The sequence below is a fragment of the Pseudomonas rhodesiae genome (genome assembly GCF_013285305.1).
Classification (GTDB): domain Bacteria; phylum Pseudomonadota; class Gammaproteobacteria; order Pseudomonadales; family Pseudomonadaceae; genus Aquipseudomonas; species Aquipseudomonas rhodesiae.
The window spans coordinates 4,049,243-4,066,725 of sequence record NZ_CP054205.1; the positions used below are offsets into that span (position 1 = coordinate 4,049,243).

Sequence of the window (17,483 nt, forward strand, 5' to 3'; positions counted from 1 at the left end):
TGGACTGACATGACCACCATCCTGGTCGTCGATGACGAATATCTGATCGCCGACATCCTTGGCTTCGCGCTGGAGGATGAGGGGTTCATGGTCGTCACAGCGAGCAACGGACGCAAGGCACTGGACGTGCTGGAGCGCGAACGCCCGTCGCTGATCATCACCGACTTCATGATGCCGGTGATGGACGGTCAACAGCTCGCCGAAGCGGTGCGCGCCCTGCCGAGCGTCAATCACCTGCCGATCATCCTGATGAGCGGCGCGCAGGCGCACATCGGTATGGAGCGCTCGGACTTGTTTGACGCCGTGCTGGCCAAACCCTTCAAGATCGATCTGATCGTCGCCGAAGTGAGAAGGCTGCTGGCGGCGACGTGACAAGCGCCGCCTGGACAAGGGCGATAGCGACCAGGCTGAAATTGTCATGAGCCTATGCTGCACTGGTGTGCATTCAAGGACCGAGAGGAACACCCCATGCCAGCCCGCAATCCCCCTATCGATTTGTCCCATCGCCCGCGCCTGGCCGATCTGCGCCCACTGATCGCGCCAAGCGCGAGTCTGCTGGAAGCCCGGGCAGCAACCCCACGGGTGACCGCCGCCAAGGATCTGCAGGACCGCCAAGGTTACGCCACGGATTTTCTCAGCCGCTTCGTCGTGCCTTGGCCCACTACAGACGAGGCGTTGCAGGATGATGTGGAACCACTGCGCCTGGACTACACGCACTTTTCGATAACGATGTCGCGCTCGCGGCGACTGGCGCTCTACGTGGGCGTCAATATCGACGGCGCCAAGCACGTAGACATTACCCGCAGCAACGACACCTGGGCCTACGACGGTCGCCTGCCGATCAGCGCGCAGGTGGGCGAAGCGCTCTACACCAACAATGGCCTGGACCGCGGCCACCTGGTACGGCGCCAAGACCCCAACTGGGGCGAGCAGGCCGCCACCGCCAATGTCGATACCTTCCATTTCACCAACTGTTCGCCGCAAATGAGCGGGTTCAACCAGAAGACCTGGCTGGAGCTGGAAGACTACATCCTGGACAACACCCAACGCTGGCAAGCCCGCGCCACCGTGTTCAGCGGCCCGGTGTTCGCCGATGACGACCGCGTGTACCGTGGCGTGAAAATCCCCAAGGCATTCTGGAAAGTGGTGGCTTACCTGGGCGATGACGGCAAGCCCTCGGCCAGTGCCTACATGATCGACCAAAGCCGCGAGCTGGGGCAGCTTGACCTGATCTTCGGCCCGCTCAGGACCTACCGGCGCAGCTTGCTTCAAATTGAACAACTGACCGGCATCCGCTTCGCCAACCTGGCTGACTACGACGGCTTCAGCAACGAAGAGCGCGCTACGGGCACGCGGATTGAGGCACTCATCCGGGGCCCGCAAGACATTCGTCTATGACCGGGCGTTCTTCGGGCTATATCGCCTCGCCCTGATCGACTACCATACCGCGCCGGTTCCCGAACGGGACTAATAGGGAATCCGAAGCGCGGTACGCCGCGCCAATCGGAACTGCCCCCGCAACTGTAGGTGCCGAGCCTGCTCCCCACTGCCACTGGACGCGTCCGGGAAGGCTGGAGCGAGGCGACGACGCATCAGTCAGGAGACCTGCCGGCCCAGCAACATCACTAACCGGCGGGGTGTCCGGGAAGGACTTCCTTGCCCGGCCCTTGGCGGCGGTGTTCAAGGGCGTGTTTCCATGACCGTAGCTCCCCAGTCGCACGTACGGTCCACACGGAGAACGCCCCATGCTGCCACGCGCTACCGCCCTGCTCGCCAGTTTCGGCCTGGCCACCCTGGCTCACGCCGCGCCCACTCATTACCCGCTGACGGTGCAGAACTGCGGCAGCACGCTGACCTTTGCCCAGGCCCCCGCGCGCAGCGTGACCATCGGCCAGACCGCCACCGAGATGCTTTACACCCTCGGTGTCGGCGACAAAGTGGTCGGCACCTCGCTGTGGTTCAACCCGGTGTTGCCGCAGTTCAAGGCGCAGAACGACACCATCGAGCGCCTGGCCAATAACGAACCGAGCTTCGAAGCCGTGATCGCCAAGCGCCCGCAACTGGTGGCCGCCGAGCTGGAATGGGTGGTCGGCCCCCAAGGCGTGGTGGGCACACGCGAGCAGTTTCATGAGCTGAACATCCCCACTTACCTGCTGCCCTCCGATTGCGAAGGCAAGGACAACCTGGTGGGCGCCGACGGCACGCGGCTGGAGCCGTTTCGCATCGACACCATCTACAAAAGCATCAGCCAACTGGCAGCCATTTTCGACGTCCAGGATCGCGGCCAACAGCTGAACGACAGCCTCAAGGCGCGCCTGGCCAAGGCCGTCGCCACGGCGCAGGGCAAGGGACTCAAGCAGGCCAGTGCGCTGGTGTGGTTCTCCAGCTCCGAGATGGCCAGCGACCCGTACGTGGCCGGCCATAAAGGCGTGCCCGAGTTCATGCTGGAGACCCTCGGCCTGCGCAACGTGGTGCAGTCCGACGAAGAGTGGCCGGCCGTCGGCTGGGAAACCATCGCCAAGGCCAACCCGACCTTTCTGGTAATCGCCCGCATGGACCGCCGCCGCTACCCCGCCGACGACCACGAAAAGAAACTCGCTTTCCTGCGCAGCGACCCAGTCACGCGCAACATGGACGCGGTCAAACATAACCGCATCATCATCCTCGACGCCCTGGCCTTGCAGGCCAGCGTGCGCACCTTCGATGGCCTGGAACAACTGGCCAGCGCCATCGACGGCTACGACCTGCCGCAATGACCGCCAGTCTGCTACGCACCCTCCTCGCCCTGGCGCTGCTGCTCGCTGCCGTACTCGCCGGGGTGGCCATCGGCGAAACCGCCATCGAACCCCAGGTGGTGTTGCAGGTGCTCGCCAACAAACTGTGGCACGCGGGTTATGTGCTCGACCCCATCGACGAGGGCGTGGTGTGGAACTACCGCCTGACTCGCGCCCTGGTCGCCGCCGCCTGCGGTGCCGGGCTGGCCACTTGCGGGGTGATCCTGCAATCGCTGCTGCGCAATCCGCTGGCCGATCCGTATTTGCTGGGCATCAGCGCCGGCGCGTCGACCGGCGCGGTGCTGGTGGCGCTGATGGGCGTGGGCGGCGGGCTGGTGTCGCTGTCGGCGGGCGCATTCGTCGGCGCGATGGCGGCGTTTGCCCTGGTGATCCTGCTCGCGCGGGCCAGCGGTTCGTCCAGCGGCACCGGCCAGATCATCCTGGCGGGCATTGCCGGCTCGCAGTTGTTCAACGCCCTCACCGCCTACCTGATCACCAAGTCGGCCAGCTCCGAACAGGCGCGCGGCATTCTGTTCTGGCTGCTGGGCAACCTCAGCGGCGTGCGCTGGCCATCGGTGTGGCTGGCGGTGCCGGTGGCGCTGTTGGGGTTGGCGGTATGCCTGTGGCACCGTCGCGCGCTGGATGCGTTTACCTTCGGCAGCGACTCGGCGGCATCCCTGGGCATCCCAGTGCGGCGAGTGCAGATCGTGCTGGTGGGCTGCGCGGCGCTGGTCACGGCGGTGATGGTGTCGATTGTGGGCTCCATCGGTTTTGTCGGCCTGGTGATCCCCCACGCCGTACGCCTGTTGCTGGGCACCGGGCACTCGCGCCTGCTGCCGGCCAGTGCGTTGGGCGGCGCGCTGTTTCTGATCGCCGCCGATGTGCTGTCGCGCACTTTGATCAAGGGCCAGGTGATTCCAGTCGGCGTGGTCACGGCGCTGGTGGGCGCGCCGGTGTTTGCGCTGATCCTGATCGGCCGGAGAAACGCGCGATGACGGTGTTGAGCTGCACCAACCTGGGCTTCAAAGTGCGCGACGCCGAGCTACTGCGCGGGATCGATCTGCAGGTGGCCCAGGGGGAAACCCTGGGCATCGTCGGCCCGAACGGCTCGGGCAAATCCACCTTGCTCAAGCTGCTCGCCGGCCTGCGCCCGCCGGCCAGCGGCGAAGTGCGCTTGGGCGAGCAGCGCCTGCACGACCTGTCGCGCCGCGCCATCGCCCAGCAACTGGCGGTGGTGGAACAACAGGCCGACACCGACGACGCCATCCGCGTGTTCGACGCCGTGGCCCTGGGGCGCACGCCCTGGCTGTCGGCGCTGAGTCCATGGTGCGCCGAGGACGACGCCATCGTGCGCCAGGCCCTCGTCGACGTGGACGCTACACACCTGAGCCAGCGCGCCTGGCGCAGCCTTTCCGGCGGTGAACGCCAACGCGTACACATCGCCCGCGCCCTGGCGCAACGGCCCCGGATCCTGCTGCTGGACGAACCGACCAATCACCTGGACATCCAGCACCAACTGGCGATCCTTAAAGGCGTGCAAGCGCTACCGGTGACCACCCTGATCGCCCTGCATGACCTCAACCAGGCCCTGACCTGCGACCGCCTCGCCGTGCTGGATCGCGGGCGCCTGGTAGCACTGGGCAAACCGCTGGAGGTGCTCACCCCGCAACGCCTGCAAGACACCTTCGGCGTGCAGGCGCACTACCTGACCGACCCGTTCGATGGGGCGCAGATACTGCGGTTACGGCCCAACTGATCAAACAGCCAGGGCGTGGGGCGGATTCTGGGGATTGCTCTATATGGTTGGTGGATAGGCTTGTTGTGGTGAGCGGGCTTGCCCTAATGCCAGTCAGTTAAGGCGAGATGGGCAATGACTAAAAAATCGGAGCCAATATGCGAATCTAAACGGCCTACTCAGTATTAACTGGAAGAACCGGCTCAAAATGTGGGAGGGGGCTTGCCCCCGATTGCGCTGGTGAGTCAGCCCATCTGCCACTGACCCACCGCAATCGGGGGCAAGCCCCCTCCCACCTTCCTCGAAAAGAGTCGTAATGACCTTCGTCCTGCAGACCCGCGCCGAGTTGTTCCCGTCCCTCAGCACCGCCGGTCTACCCGCCGATCTAGCGCAGATACTGCGGTTGCGGCCCAACTGATCAAACAGCCAGGGCGCGGGGCGGATTCAGCCTGCGTAGACGAGTAATTTTCCAGTTCTCTATTTCAGCTCAACCAGTCAAGGGCACACTGTGAAACTTGATAAAAGCACCACGATGCTGCCGGCACTCACACTTACACCAACAACGATAACCGCCGCCGACATCCCCGACGTACTGACCTTCGTCCTGCAGGCCCGCGCCGAGTTGTTCCCGTCCCTCAGCGCCGCCGGTCTACCCGCCGATCTAGCGAGTTTCGAAGCAACGTACCTTCAGGGTGGAGGTCAATTCATGATCGTGCGTAACGCCGGTGCGATCGTTGCCGCTATCGGCTATCTCCACTACGACGGGCGTTTTCCCCAGTTGAACTACCAAGGCCTGAACACCGTGGAAGTGGTGCGCCTGTACGTGCTGCCGGCGTTCCGTGGTTTTGGCCTGGCAAGCAGGCTGTATCGGGCGCTAGAGGCACAGGCCCGAGCCGATGAAGTGCAGATGATGTACCTGCACACTCACCCGTTTCTACCGGGGGCGATTGATTTCTGGAGACGTCAGGGCTTTGAAGTGGTGGATATCGAGTCAGACCCGGTCTGGCAGACCACTCATATGCAACGGCAGTTGTGAGTCCACTCAGGTGAGCGGGCTTGCCCTGATGCCAGTCAGTTAAGGCGAGATGGGCAATAACTAAAAAATCAGAGCCAGTATGCGAATCTAAACGGCCTACCCAGTATTAACTGGAACAACCGGTTCAAAAGGTGGGAGGGGCGGTGCGACGATTCGACTTGCCCCCGATTGCGGTGGGTCAGTGACAGATGGGCTGACTCACCAGCGCTATCGGGGGCAAGTCGAATCGTCGCACCGCCCCTCCCACCTTTGATAGTCATCGCTGCCTGGATCATACGGCGTACTGCCGCGCAGTTTGCGGCCTGCGAATCCGTCCTCAGCCTGGCGCAGAAAATCACTCACTGAGTCCTTAACTGCCCGGCGTTAGGGCAAGCCCGCTCACCACAAAAAAACCGCTCATCACAGCGCATCGACTCACCACGAAAAGAGTCGTCAGGCCCACTGTCGATGTGATGCGCTGTGTTAGCGCGAAGACTGTTCACCAGTGAGGCAACCGCTGATCCACTGTCGGCTATACGCCAATACCGCATCCGCCATGGCCACCGGAAAGTGGATAAACCCGTGGGCCGATTCCGGCAGCAAGTGCGCCTCTACCTGGGGCCAGCGCTCGGCGAGCAACCGCGTGTCGTCCAGCAGCGGGTCCAGCTCGCCGACAAACATCAAGGCCGGCGGCATCCCCTCCACCTCACCAAACAGCGGCGATAACGGGGGCTGCCGACGCTGCTCGTCACTCAGTCCCGGGGTCAGCAAGCGCAGCGCGTCGACCATGCCCGGCCCGTCCAGCAGCAACGTATCAGGGCCTGCCGCCCGCACGCTGGGGCTGCCGGTGAGGTCGTAGACGCCGTAATACAGCACCGCGCCGCTGATCCGTTGGAGCAGCGCCGGCCATTGTTTCAGCGCGAGCAATGTCGCGGTCGCCAGGTGCCCACCGGCCGATTCGCCGACGACGATCACCGGCAACCCGGCAAACTCCGGTTCACCGAGCAGCCAGCGCGCGGCGGCCAGGCAGTCCTGCATCAGGCCCTGGACCGGCGTGTCGACCGCCAAACGATAGTCCACCGACACCACTATCACGTCGCAGGCGCGCACCATGCCCAGGTTGAGGTCGTCGTCCATTTGCGCGTTGCCGATCACCCAGCCGCCGCCGTGGATATCCAGCACCACGCCCTTGGGTGGGCCATTGGGACGCAGGATGCGCACCGGCACCTGAATGCCGTCCTGGCGAATCAAGCGGGTTTCAGCGGCTGGGCCTTTCTTGATTTTCTGGCTGATGCGCAACAACGTCTGCAACACGCGCGGCGTGACGCGATTGCGGATCTTGAAGCGCGGCATCCACCCAAGCTTCTGGTTGAAGCGGCGCATCTGGGCCAGTTCGGTCGCACTGGCGGGCCATGGCTGCAGGGCCATCAGCGGTTATTACGCAAGATCGAAAAATTCAACGCCGCCGCCACACACAGCCACGCCAGGTACGGGAACAGCATCAAACCGGTGAGCAGGTCCAGGCGCACGGCCAGCACCACCATCGCAGCGACGGTAAGCCACAGCAGCACGATAATCACCATGCCCGCCAACAGTCGGTGGGCGCCGAAAAACACCGGGGTCCACAAGGTATTCAAGGCAATCTGCGCCGCCCACAGCGCCAATACCATCTGGCTGCCGGGGATCAGGCTCAAGCGGTAACCAGCCCAGGCCAGCAGTAAATAGATGATCGTCCACGCCACCGGGAACAACCAATTGGGCGGTGTAAAGCTCGGTTTGACCAGGGAGTCGTACCACGCGCCAGGCTTGAAAATGATGCCGGTACTGGCGGCGGCGGCGCAGGCGAGCAGGAAGATAAAGAAGGTCATCGTCGGTCCTTGGCTGAAGTCAGCGGGGCGAGTGGAAAGAAAACCAAGCGGTCTGCATGTTTCAAATGACTCAAGCAAGCGCGCATAAATTCAATGCAGGTCTGAAATTCGCGTCGGATCCCTCGCTTTCAGCCGTCATTAAAATTGGTTACCGTGCCTTCACTCCACCCGCCCGCGAGACCAATCTTGACCGACCCCATCAGCGCTCGACACAGCAGCCCCTGGGCGGTGTTCCTGATTTTCCTGCGCCTGGGGCTCACCTCGTTTGGCGGCCCAATTGCGCACCTGGGGTATTTTCGCCATGAGTTCGTGACCCGGCGGCGCTGGCTGAGCGAGCGCAGCTACGCGGAACTGGTCGCCTTATGCCAGTTTTTGCCCGGCCCGGCCAGTAGCCAGGTCGGCATCGCCCTGGGCCTGACCCGCGCCGGTTACGGCGGCGCAGCGGCGGCGTGGGCCGGGTTCACATTGCCGTCGGCATTGCTGCTGATCCTGTTTGCCCTGGGCTTGGCCCACTACGGTACGGCCGTGCCCGCCGGTGTGCTGCATGGCCTCAAGGTGGTCGCGGTGGCAGTGGTCGCCCAAGCCGTGTGGGGCATGGCGCGCAGCCTGTGCCGGGGCGTAGCGCGGGTGCTGCTGATGCTGCTCGCGGCCGCGGCGGTGCTGTGGCAACCCTCGGCCTGGGCGCAGGTGGGCGTGATTGCCGCCGCTGGATTGGCCGGCCTGGTGCTATTCAAACCTGCACTGGCCGCTGCGCCCGACGCACTGCCCATCCCCCTCAGCCGACGCGCCGGGGCCCTGTGGTTGCTGCTGTTTGCCGTACTGCTGGTGGGCCTGCCGGCGCTGGCGCAGGGGCTGCCCCATCACAGCCTGGCGCTGGTGGACGCCTTCTACCGCAGCGGCGCCTTGGTGTTCGGCGGCGGCCATGTGGTGCTGCCGTTGTTGCAAGCTGAAGTGGTGGCGCCGCAATGGCTGAGTAACGACGTATTCCTCGCCGGCTACGGTGCCGCACAAGCCGTGCCCGGCCCACTCTTCACCTTTGCCGCCTTCCTCGGCGCCTCGATGCATGCGCCCCCCAACGGCTGGATGGGCGGCGTGGTGTGTCTGCTGGCAATCTTCGCGCCGTCGTTTTTACTGATCTTCGGCGCGCTGCCCTTCTGGCAGAGCCTGCGCCACAGCCCCCGCACCCAGGCCGCGTTGGCGGGGGTCAACGCGGCGGTGGTCGGCCTGTTGCTGGCGGCGCTGTACCACCCGGTGTGGACCAGCGCGATCTTCAACCTGTACGACTTCGCCCTGGCGTTACTCGCACTCGTCGCCCTGATGGCCTGGAAGCTGCCGCCGTGGCTGGTGGTGGCAGGTTGCGCCGTGCTGGGTGGCCTACTCGGCTGAACCGGGCGCGACGATCCTGAGCCAGGGCCAGCGCGCCTGATAACTGAGGGCCTTCTGCGCAAACAACTCGGGTTCTGTGTGCAACGGGTTGATGCGCAGCACGCCCTCGGCCACATCCTGCAACCCGTAAGGCGCATACAACTTGCCCGTCGCCACCTCCAAAGCGATGCAGGTGCCGGCCACCAAGTAACGATCCACGCCGTCGCGGGCCGAGTGCAACTGGGGGTAAGGCCGACCGAAACGCTGGCCATACCACAAGTGAACCCGCGCCTGATTCCTGACCTCGACATTTACCCCCAAGTCCTTGAACACCCCCTGCGCCGCCCGAATCACCCTGTCCTCAGCCTCGTAGGACAGGTCCGGGTCGAAGTAAAAAACGTCATAGTCCTTTACGCCCTGATCGGCCGGTCGATTCGCCTGATGATTCCACACCGCCTGGAACAGGCAGCCCGCCGTAAGCATGCACTGCGCCACACCCAGGTCGGGTAGGCGTGCAGTAATTTCGGCATTGAGGGGGTTGGCCATGGCCAGGGAGATAAACGTGTCGACGGTCAATGTCATGGGCGCTCCTGCGGACGGCACTGCTTATTCGGGCGAAGACGGCCACAATAATGCACCGTCGTAAATGGCGGAAACATTTACTCAATGTGACAGTCTCAGTGCCGACACGCCCTCAATCGTCAAGGATAAAACGATGCGACTCACTGCCATGGCCCTCGCCACCGCCAGCGCCCTGCTGCTCACCGCCTGCAGCGACAGCCCGTCCGACACGGACATTCAAACGGCGCTGCAAACCCGACTGCAAGGCCCTGCCTGCATCAGCGCACCAATGTTCAAGAGTTTCCCGGTGACCTTGAGCGAGAGTTTCAGCGCCGGCGTTTCCAGCGGCAACGCACCGGCGTTCGACGCCCTGGTCGACGCCGGCCTTCTGGCCAAAAGCGACAAAACCTACAGCCTCACCGAATCCGGTCGTACGGCCTACACCGAAAAAGCGCCGGGCTTCTGTTATTCCCAAGGCTACGAAATTGCCAAGATCAAGGATGTCAGCCCCAACCCTGACCCGATGGGCGCGGCTGTGGACAAATCCTGGGTGGTCACCCTAGACATCCGCCAGATGCCCGTGGCCGCCTGGGCCAAAACCCCGGCCCTGGCAAAACTCACGCGCCACCCGGAAAACCTTTCCGAAGCGCCCAAGACCTACCACGTGACGGTCGGCCGCGTGAAAGGTGAGCAGGGCCTACAGCTGATCGACCCACGGTTTTTTATCATGCGTGGGGTCAGTGTCAGCCAGGGGTTCTGACCGTAGAGCTTGGAGGTGTTGGCGGATATCGTCTGAAGGCTAAATCCGAATAGCCAGCGACGCCTTGCTCCCTTGCCTACGCCTGCGTCAGAATCCGCCGGCTTGTGCGCTGGGGTGGCCGTCTCTAAGGTTGCCCGGTCGCTGAATTTCTCAGGGACCGGGTTTAGTAGCCTGAGTTGGGTATCGAAAAGTGCATGAGTTACATCATTCAGACATTGCGTCTGAACTTGATGGTGGCTGTGCGTAGGGCGCCTCCGGGCGCGCCGGCTTTAGATATCCACCGGTCTACTAACCTGCGTACAGCTGCCACCCATCGTTTAGTAGCGACAAGGTGACGGCATCATTCGGGATATCTTGTATGTACAAAGTCGCGCCAGATTCACCCCATCTTTTTAGCGTCACCCCCGACGCCAGCACCGAAAGCCTCATCACCAACAGCTACGAAACCTTCACCAGCGTCAGCACGCTGCTGCTCGACCTGTCCGAAGACCTCAGCGGCAAACAACGCGACATCGCCCTGGCCATCCACCAACTGAGCGAACTCGGCGTACTGCTCACCGCCCGCCTCCTCGACCGCCAAGCGCCCTGCTCGGCTTAACCTTTCAACTCATCCGCCCGATGGCCCGCCGCGTCGTCGTAAGCCACATACAACGACTCGGCGACCTGGCTCTTGATCGTTTTGCTGGCTTCCAGCCCAAGCACAAACCCTTCGGCTTTACCCCCGGCGCGGTTGAGTTCTTCATCGGTGGCGGCGCCGGTAATGGCGTCAAGAAGCTTAGCGGCCTGCGGGCCGACGCCTTTGGGGAGGGAAATGTGCTCGATGGACATTGCGGTACCTATTAAGGAAAAGATCGGTAGCGCGTGGAACCACTGCCGGCGGCGCATGGTAAACGGGTTGGCCGAGTGATGGGTTGTTTTCGGCCGATTCTATGGAAAAAGCTACCCTTTCAACTCTGCCCGATGATTGATCGCTGCGACTGCATCCAACACACCGCTAAGCGAAATCTCAGAGCGATAGCAGGGCCAGAGGGCCATCTATGGAAATAATGAGATGGCCCCATTTGGCGCCCCCTTAGCATCGATGCGCTAAAGCTTGGCACATAGCCGTCGATACTCTGGAAGAGGACGACACATCATGGAGCGATAAATGAACCTTTCCGTTAGCGCAGCCTACTTGGCGCCAGCCAGCACCCAGCTCGCACCTTCCGACCAAAAGCTCGTGGCTCAGCCCCTGACTGATCACGCGAAACAGACGTTGGCAAACACCGCCCCGGCAGCGATCTATCATCCCAGTGAATCAGCAAGCACAACGGTTGAACCGGTGGACATTGTCGATACCTGGGTCGGTCGCCAGCAATCGTCGGAATATCCTCGACTCGCTGAAATTTCCAACGGGGCGTTTCACACGTTGAAGGCCTCTTTCAAGGCATTCGTGTCCACGTTGTCGGGTATCGCGCCGGACCTGGCGAGCAAAGAGTATGGTTTCACCGTCGAGGCTGACGGCCGCCTGACAGTGCAGGATACGGCCAGCCAGCTCAGCGGCGAAGAGAGCAAGCGTCTCACAGAGTTGCTCAATCAATCCCTTTCTATGAAAACCGCAGCGGTGGCTTACCGCAACGCCATTATCGATACGGTGGACGCCGACTCGGTTTGGTCGGGCATGGGTTATTACAGCCTGACCAACGAAAACTTCGCCAAAACCATTGATCTGGCGCCTCTTCTGAGGGATTACGACCCGTCGGATTTAACGGCGATGAAGGACCGTTCTTTTGTCCTGCAACTGTCCTACAAAGGCGAGCGGGCCACACAGGAGACGGAAAACGCCATGTTTGAGCGACGCGCAACACAGCGTTTCAGCGCGCAAGCTTGATCCGCTTTGCGTGATGAGAGATGAAGGCTACCCGCTGGCTCTTGGACAAACCCAAAGTTTCGGCCATGACCGGCCCGCCCAATTGCTCAGCGGCAGCGCGATTACTGATAAGTGTCCGCCTCTTGCGCCGGATAAAACTCGCCCTCCTTGCCCATTTTTACCAGCCGTTCGCGCACCATCACCTCAACACGGGCCACCGCAGCCTGATCGTCAGGATCGACCAGTTGCAAGCACAGGCGCCGAACATTCTGATCGTGGGTGCCCTCACTGAGCATCTCGTGGGTGAACACTTGCTCACCACGCCATAGACACAGCTGCGTATGCGTGTCGCCAAGCCATATCTCGTTGACCGATCTGAGGTCAGTGGTCGCCAGTTGGTCCACGGTGATTGTCTTATCCATTGCGCCATACCTTACCGATGAATAGGTACAGGTAGACTGAAAGGCACAGCGGGTCGTTCCACGCGTCCACAGGTCGACCGGACCTATGGTGTTGAACTGCGGCCTGGTTCAGGGTTGAACAGGCAGCAATTGCAGGGGGCGAGGAAGAAGAGTCCAAGGTGAACCACCACTGTCTTGATATGTTTACTCACAAAGGACCGTATGCAGATATAGCTCTTTGTGACGGGCAGAAATCGGCCAAAAGCAGTCGGATGTCGCAAGCGATTTAGCTCTGCTGTGAGGATCAAGACACATTAGGGCGTCCGAACTCCTCTTAAGTGGCTTCCCACCACCGGCCTACACAAAGAACTCCTTTCGGCAGGCCATTGTTTAAAAAGCGCTTACAATAAGAAGATGGCAGTATTCACCTAGCAGAGCTGCCCCCTCTGCTAGGTGAGTCTATGGCATTTCCCTTGTAATAATATTTTGGCTGGGATTGCCTTCTACTTTGATATCCGCACAAAAGACGCAATAGGAGGAGCGATGCCAGCTGAGATACTGACTTTTTGTGAGACGGTCGTGTTTGTTTTTTCAAACTATCCCCATTTGAGTTTTATATATGGAAAATTTGGTGTGTCATAGTCCCAAGCGCTATCATTAAAAACCCAGTCATCGTCTAGGCTAACTTTGCTAGCATGCTTGTAAATTTTAAGTTGCGATAGCAATACGAACCACTCGCTCTTGCAGGGCACTACAGAGCGGAACCATTGATGGTGCAAAGTTGAGAGGTTTTGTTCGATTTTTTCAATTTTAAGTTTTAGCTCGGCCTCGGTTATACATTCGACTGCATATCCGACGCAGGCATAATCAATTGAGGACCGATTTAATTCATGTAGAGATGTATGTTCGTTGCTCGTGCCAAACCGCCAATTGATCCACTTCTCATGTAGTCCTTGCCAGAGAAAAAGACGAACGTTCTCGGGAGCAATTTTATGAAATTCTTTAAGGAGGGCTGACACCGCTTGCCTCTCTACGCAAGTACGCAAACCTCCATCAGAAATGATATTTAGATGTTTAATAAACGCTGGCTGTATTGATGTGCTGCCATTCGCGAGAACCCTTGCTATAGTTGAATGAAGGTGTGCAGATCTTCGTGGGGAACTAACCAGCATAGCTAATGCTGAGGACCACTCACGTGGAGTTTGACTTAACTTCTGAAGGAAGGCGGTAGCGTCATATTGCTCAGATGATAATTCTTGCGCTTCTGGTGAGAGAACCTTTAGTAAAGTTGTGAATTGAATTAAAGGGTTTTTTGTGTCGGTTCCGATTTTCAAGCTTTGGTTCAGAGTTAGAAGTTCCTGCTGCTGTAAAGCTATGATAACTTGGTGTTGACTTGATATGGCTTCCTCTAGTGTGTCTGGGGAATATGTGCTCAAAATATCAGTAACTTGCATCTGGAAGATAGTAGGTTGTGGAAATCTCAAGCTCCTAAGCGCGGCATCCATAGCGACCCAGTCCTTGGAACGCTCCGCATCTCTTAATTGAGGCCATTCGAGCGAAGCTGTTTCATAATTCGGGATCGCCAGCCCAGCTAGTAGCTTTGAAAGAGATCGCAGTAGCGCATCGCTAATTATTATTTCGCTCGGTAAGCCCTTCCAAAATGACTCTTCTTTTTGACAAAACTGCGCAATCAATAATAAAGATGTCAAAGTTGACTCGTTAGGATCTTCTTTATGAGTCCACTCTTTCAGTGTTCGTTTAAACCACGCGAACATGGCTGTCCATTTTTGAAATTGCTCGGGTGTAGGTTCTATTTGATCTAGGATATAGTTAAAGATCGAGTTAAAGTCCTCGGCAAACTCGTGTGTTAGTTCTTCTAGAGTATCGTGATCATAGAAAAGAGCATTAAGAGATTTTTTTCCTAGTAGATTGATGGCATTTAATAGTGTTACTGGAGGTGCCTCGTTGCAGGTCATCGGGCAAACGGTTATGGCGTTCAAAATTTTGTTATCGCTCCTTAAATTTTGCATATGAGTTGCTCCTCCTTGTTTAAGGTATGCCAAAGCTCAAGAAACGCATCCATGATGAGCTGCCCATCATCTACACGCTGTAATATATGATGCTGTTTTCCCAAACTATTAACAGATGTTCCTAAAGACCAGGCAAGCGCGCCATGATTTTTATTTGGAAAAATAAGGAACCTGTCATGAAATCGCCATCCACTGGAATTAACGCGTGCTCTGAACTCAAATCGAAGCCCTCTTTTGTTGCAATTTGCGCTTTGTAATATCAGTTTTTGGCTTTGAACAAAAGTTTCGGGACTTGGTGTGGTGCAAGAGCATACTGGTGGTTCTTTTCCCGCTGAAATAGCTCGGAGATCTACGTATGAAAACGTTGAATGAAACAAAGTATCTAACACATCATTCATGTCTAAGAACGGATCCCAGAGCCATGCTGCTTCTTTTCCATGAGTATTAATGAGCCAGCGAACATCCGATAAAGCTCGATCTCTCTCTGCGGTTTCTTGTCCAGGTAACGGCTTATATTGAACGAAACGACGCTGGTCTTTTAGTCTGCGGATTTCTTCGGTATACATCCGCTTTGATGCCCACTCCTCATTAGGGTTCGGCTTATTCCCAATACGGCTGGTCTGAAGTGTTATTAACGAAACTTCTTTTGTAATGATATCATCGCCCGTGCGGCGTATAAATGTTCTTGGTTCACTCTCTATTAGGTGGATACCTAAGTCGATGTTATTTATGAAATTCATCGCTCCAGTGCTACTAATCAAAACTTCGTTCTCATCATCCCATAAGTATGCTGAGTAATCACCAGGGCCATCTGGTGTTGATATGGTTGTTGAAGTGGATTTTATTTCTAAGGAGCGGAAAACCGCGTCGATCTTATCGTATTTTCGATATAAAACAAGGCGTAAAGGGCGAGGCGTTATCCCTTCTAGCCACTCTACATCTACGTTAAACTCAGATCGGTCGGCGGGTCCGCTAAATGAAGAGGCAACGGCTGTTACAGGTAGTTGAATAATAATGTTTCCTAAGCGGTCCGAGATTTTCGCAAGGTTGATTGGTAGCGCCGCTTTTAGCTCCTCAGACAGCTCTTGAAGGCTTTGAGGTGCTTCAAAAAATTCGAATAGCGAATTTTTTTCTGAGTCGGCCCATTCAAAAAAGTAAGAGCCGTTCCAATAGTTGTTTTTAAGTATGTTGTTTATTATTATTTCTTGAGCTGAATCCGATGGTGCGAACTCAGGTGGCTTTGCCGTTAAATTTCCAGTTCTCAACTCTTTGCTAGAGCCTTTCCAAACTCCACTTGCATCTAATGTTACAAGTGCCTCAATCAGGGTCTCTGCACTTTTTGTATAACGTTTTACGCCAAATGACCAGTGCTTCAAAGTTTTAATTTTTAGAAGGCTATTTGTAAGATAAGATTCGCCATCATCTGCCAAAGATAATTTTTGTTCCGCCACGATTATTGTGATCAGATTGACTGGTGTTTCGCCTTTGATGAATCCGAATATTTCTGTTACTTCGAAACTGTTATGTAGGCCAAGAACTCCAGGCGCTATGAGTTTTTGTAATGATTTTAACGAATCATTGAAGTTCCACTTGTCTTTAGACATTTTTTAGTCCCTTAATGCGAGGAAAAAGATAGCCATCTTAGAAAGATAAACATTTAATTGATGATGTCAATATGGCATTGGTCGACGTTTCACATCGAGGGCTTCGAGCTGCAAGGGTTCGAAGCGGACGATTACCTTCCCACCCACCGTACATGGGGTGACTTCAATTGAGGTGAATTCAGGCAATCAGTAATCAACAAGGCAGTCTCGACGATGGGGTCTTTGAAATAATTCGTGGGCATTACCGGAATCACTTTGCGTGACCAGCTGAAACCGACCCTAAGCAGACGGTACCCACTTAGTGTCAGCTAAGATGAAAATTTGCCGCTCAGAAGAACTGCCAAGCTCTCCGAAGATAAGCTCCACTTTAGTTGTTGGCTGTTGTAGAAAATCCAGGTTTTGGATATGCGGAAGGATGACGGCCAATAGCTGTTTTGCATCCAAACCTCGAAATATAGCCTCACAGTCGCCGCCATCGATTGCCATGTCATCGCTATCGAATTGACCTACGCCACTCCGAGCAAGCTGTGGCTTGAGTTCTTCAATAACGTTGCACCACGGGACAATGTCCTCGATGGAATGAGTGAAATGAAGGATCAGATGTTGCATCGGTTATTCCTGAAGTTCTGATGGTGATAGGAGCGCTGGCTATTTTCTTTCCTTTAACGTTTCGCCGGCGGAAACTCCTATTTCGAGGATTTTCATCCTTCATAGCGAGGCTTGCTTAAGCCTAGCTTGATTCCTCAATCACGGGCTGCTGCTTTCGAACTGAAGACGCCCATGCGACTCACATCATGCAGCTAAGCAACGGCTGACTCCGGCAGCTAATGGCCGAACGCTGCCTTTCCCAACCGCCATATATTGGTCAAACGCCCCCCACAACACCAACCTCCCTTTTGTTGACACACACCCCCATTAACGCAAAATCCCCCACCCACCACTCAACGTGCTCAACCCAAAAGGAGCCTCAATGCAGCGCGTGATGATCGTCGGTCAACCCGGTTCCGGCAAAAGTACGTTAGCGCGCAAGCTTGGCCAGCGTACGGGCTTGCCGGTGATTCATATCGATACCATCCACTGGCAACCCGGTTGGGTAGAACGCAGCGGGGACGAGAAGACGCGCTTGTGTCATGAAGTCGAGGCGCGTGAGTGCTGGATATTCGAAGGGGGTCATTCAGCGACTTGGGACAATCGGGTCGCGCGCGCAGATCTATTGATATGGATTGATCGTTCGGCGGCGCTTCGATTCTGGCGCGTCGTGCTCAGGACGTTCTTGGGACGCGGACATTCTCGCCCTGATCTGCCGGAGAACTGCCCCGAGCAGTGGGGGAATTTGCCGGCTTTCTTTGGGTTTATGTGGCGCACGCGAAAATCAGCAAGGGCCAAGATGCAACAACTGGCCGCGAATGCGCCCTCTGCTTGCCGGGTGGTTTGTTTGCGGTCTAATCGCGAGACCCAGGTTTTTCTTGCCAGCATTGAACAATCGGCTGGCCTGGCTCAGCGAGATTGCTAGGCACGACG

19 protein-coding genes and 1 riboswitch are annotated in these 17,483 nt (G+C 57.6%); of the genes, 11 read left to right on the plus strand and 8 right to left on the minus strand.

Annotated elements, in window-relative coordinates:
• Positions 1 to 9 precede the first annotated feature (9 nt).
• The 6 genes from HRH33_RS18285 (at position 10) to HRH33_RS18310 (ending at position 5,545) form a co-directional block, all read left to right on the plus strand.
• Positions 10 to 372 carry a response regulator gene (locus tag HRH33_RS18285; RefSeq protein ID WP_034099201.1) on the plus strand — a complete coding sequence of 121 codons (363 nt, stop codon included), beginning with the start codon at positions 10 to 12 and terminating at the stop codon, positions 370 to 372.
• A gap of 96 nt (positions 373 to 468) precedes the next feature.
• Entirely contained in the window at positions 469 to 1,398 is a 930-nt protein-coding gene (locus tag HRH33_RS18290; protein ID WP_167418244.1) for a DNA/RNA non-specific endonuclease, read from the plus strand.
• A gap of 36 nt (positions 1,399 to 1,434) precedes the next feature.
• Positions 1,435 to 1,627: riboswitch (cobalamin riboswitch) on the plus strand.
• Positions 1,628 to 1,745: 118 nt separating this feature from the next.
• Positions 1,746 to 2,756: an ABC transporter substrate-binding protein gene (locus HRH33_RS18295; protein ID WP_034114455.1), complete on the plus strand. Its 1,011-nt coding sequence runs from the start codon at positions 1,746 to 1,748 to the stop codon at positions 2,754 to 2,756.
• Entirely contained in the window at positions 2,753 to 3,769 is a 1,017-nt protein-coding gene (locus tag HRH33_RS18300; RefSeq protein ID WP_034099209.1) for a FecCD family ABC transporter permease, read from the plus strand. Before HRH33_RS18295 ends, HRH33_RS18300 begins: the two co-directional genes overlap by 4 nt.
• Positions 3,766 to 4,530, plus strand: a complete 765-nt coding sequence (locus HRH33_RS18305) for an ABC transporter ATP-binding protein (RefSeq protein WP_034136852.1) — start codon at positions 3,766 to 3,768, stop codon at positions 4,528 to 4,530. The genes HRH33_RS18300 and HRH33_RS18305 overlap by 4 nt, the downstream gene beginning before the upstream one ends.
• A gap of 511 nt (positions 4,531 to 5,041) precedes the next feature.
• Positions 5,042 to 5,545: a GNAT family N-acetyltransferase gene (locus tag HRH33_RS18310; protein WP_167418264.1), complete on the plus strand. Its 504-nt coding sequence runs from the start codon at positions 5,042 to 5,044 to the stop codon at positions 5,543 to 5,545.
• A gap of 462 nt (positions 5,546 to 6,007) precedes the next feature.
• Here HRH33_RS18310 and HRH33_RS18315 read toward each other — a convergent pair whose 3' ends face one another.
• Together HRH33_RS18315 and tspO are read right to left on the minus strand one after the other, a co-directional pair.
• Positions 6,008 to 6,952: an alpha/beta hydrolase gene (locus HRH33_RS18315; RefSeq protein WP_167418245.1), complete on the minus strand. Its 945-nt coding sequence runs from the start codon at positions 6,950 to 6,952 to the stop codon at positions 6,008 to 6,010.
• Positions 6,952 to 7,392 carry a tryptophan-rich sensory protein TspO gene (gene tspO / locus HRH33_RS18320; protein ID WP_034099216.1) on the minus strand — a complete coding sequence of 147 codons (441 nt, stop codon included), beginning with the start codon at positions 7,390 to 7,392 and terminating at the stop codon, positions 6,952 to 6,954. The genes HRH33_RS18315 and tspO overlap by 1 nt, the downstream gene beginning before the upstream one ends.
• Positions 7,393 to 7,578: 186 nt before the next feature.
• Between tspO and chrA the strand changes: the two genes are divergently transcribed.
• The gene (gene chrA, locus HRH33_RS18325) at positions 7,579 to 8,778 is read left to right on the plus strand and encodes a chromate efflux transporter (RefSeq protein WP_167418246.1); all 1,200 of its coding nucleotides are present in this window, start codon (positions 7,579 to 7,581) and stop codon (positions 8,776 to 8,778) included.
• Here chrA and HRH33_RS18330 read toward each other — a convergent pair.
• A complete protein-coding gene (locus HRH33_RS18330; protein ID WP_167418247.1) occupies positions 8,767 to 9,339 on the minus strand; it encodes a nucleotidyltransferase family protein in 573 nt (190 codons plus the stop codon). The two genes, chrA and HRH33_RS18330, sit on opposite strands and share 12 nt — an antisense overlap.
• Before the next feature lie 133 nt (positions 9,340 to 9,472).
• On the opposite strand from HRH33_RS18330, the gene HRH33_RS18335 reads away from it, so the two are divergent.
• Together HRH33_RS18335 and HRH33_RS18340 are read left to right on the plus strand one after the other, a co-directional pair.
• On the plus strand, positions 9,473 to 10,078 hold the full coding sequence (locus HRH33_RS18335; protein WP_167418248.1) for a hypothetical protein: 606 nt from the start codon (positions 9,473 to 9,475) through the stop codon (positions 10,076 to 10,078).
• A 358-nt stretch (positions 10,079 to 10,436) separates the two neighbouring features.
• The gene (locus HRH33_RS18340) at positions 10,437 to 10,676 is read left to right on the plus strand and encodes a DUF6124 family protein (RefSeq protein WP_167418249.1); all 240 of its coding nucleotides are present in this window, start codon (positions 10,437 to 10,439) and stop codon (positions 10,674 to 10,676) included.
• Here the strand turns inward: HRH33_RS18340 and HRH33_RS18345 are convergent.
• The gene (locus HRH33_RS18345) at positions 10,673 to 10,906 is read right to left on the minus strand and encodes a hypothetical protein (protein ID WP_167418250.1); all 234 of its coding nucleotides are present in this window, start codon (positions 10,904 to 10,906) and stop codon (positions 10,673 to 10,675) included. The genes HRH33_RS18340 and HRH33_RS18345 overlap by 4 nt on opposite strands.
• A 319-nt stretch (positions 10,907 to 11,225) precedes the next feature.
• Between HRH33_RS18345 and HRH33_RS18350 the strand changes: the two genes are divergently transcribed.
• Positions 11,226 to 11,948: a hypothetical protein gene (locus HRH33_RS18350; protein ID WP_167418251.1), complete on the plus strand. Its 723-nt coding sequence runs from the start codon at positions 11,226 to 11,228 to the stop codon at positions 11,946 to 11,948.
• A gap of 101 nt (positions 11,949 to 12,049) precedes the next feature.
• On the opposite strand, the gene HRH33_RS18355 is transcribed toward HRH33_RS18350, so the two are convergent.
• The 4 genes from HRH33_RS18355 to HRH33_RS18370 form a co-directional block, all read right to left on the minus strand.
• Positions 12,050 to 12,349: a hypothetical protein gene (locus tag HRH33_RS18355; RefSeq protein WP_167418252.1), complete on the minus strand. Its 300-nt coding sequence runs from the start codon at positions 12,347 to 12,349 to the stop codon at positions 12,050 to 12,052.
• 575 nt (positions 12,350 to 12,924) lie between these two features.
• Positions 12,925 to 14,358: a hypothetical protein gene (locus tag HRH33_RS18360; RefSeq protein ID WP_167418253.1), complete on the minus strand. Its 1,434-nt coding sequence runs from the start codon at positions 14,356 to 14,358 to the stop codon at positions 12,925 to 12,927.
• Entirely contained in the window at positions 14,346 to 15,962 is a 1,617-nt protein-coding gene (locus tag HRH33_RS18365) for a VPA1262 family N-terminal domain-containing protein (RefSeq protein ID WP_167418254.1), read from the minus strand. Before HRH33_RS18365 ends, HRH33_RS18360 begins: the two co-directional genes overlap by 13 nt.
• 279 nt (positions 15,963 to 16,241) lie before the next feature.
• Positions 16,242 to 16,571, minus strand: coding sequence for a hypothetical protein (locus tag HRH33_RS18370; RefSeq protein ID WP_167418255.1), 330 nt, complete (start codon positions 16,569 to 16,571; stop codon positions 16,242 to 16,244).
• Between the two features lie 361 nt (positions 16,572 to 16,932).
• On the opposite strand from HRH33_RS18370, the gene HRH33_RS18375 reads away from it, so the two are divergent.
• Positions 16,933 to 17,475: a P-loop NTPase family protein gene (locus HRH33_RS18375; protein ID WP_167418256.1), complete on the plus strand. Its 543-nt coding sequence runs from the start codon at positions 16,933 to 16,935 to the stop codon at positions 17,473 to 17,475.
• Positions 17,476 to 17,483 lie beyond the last annotated feature (8 nt).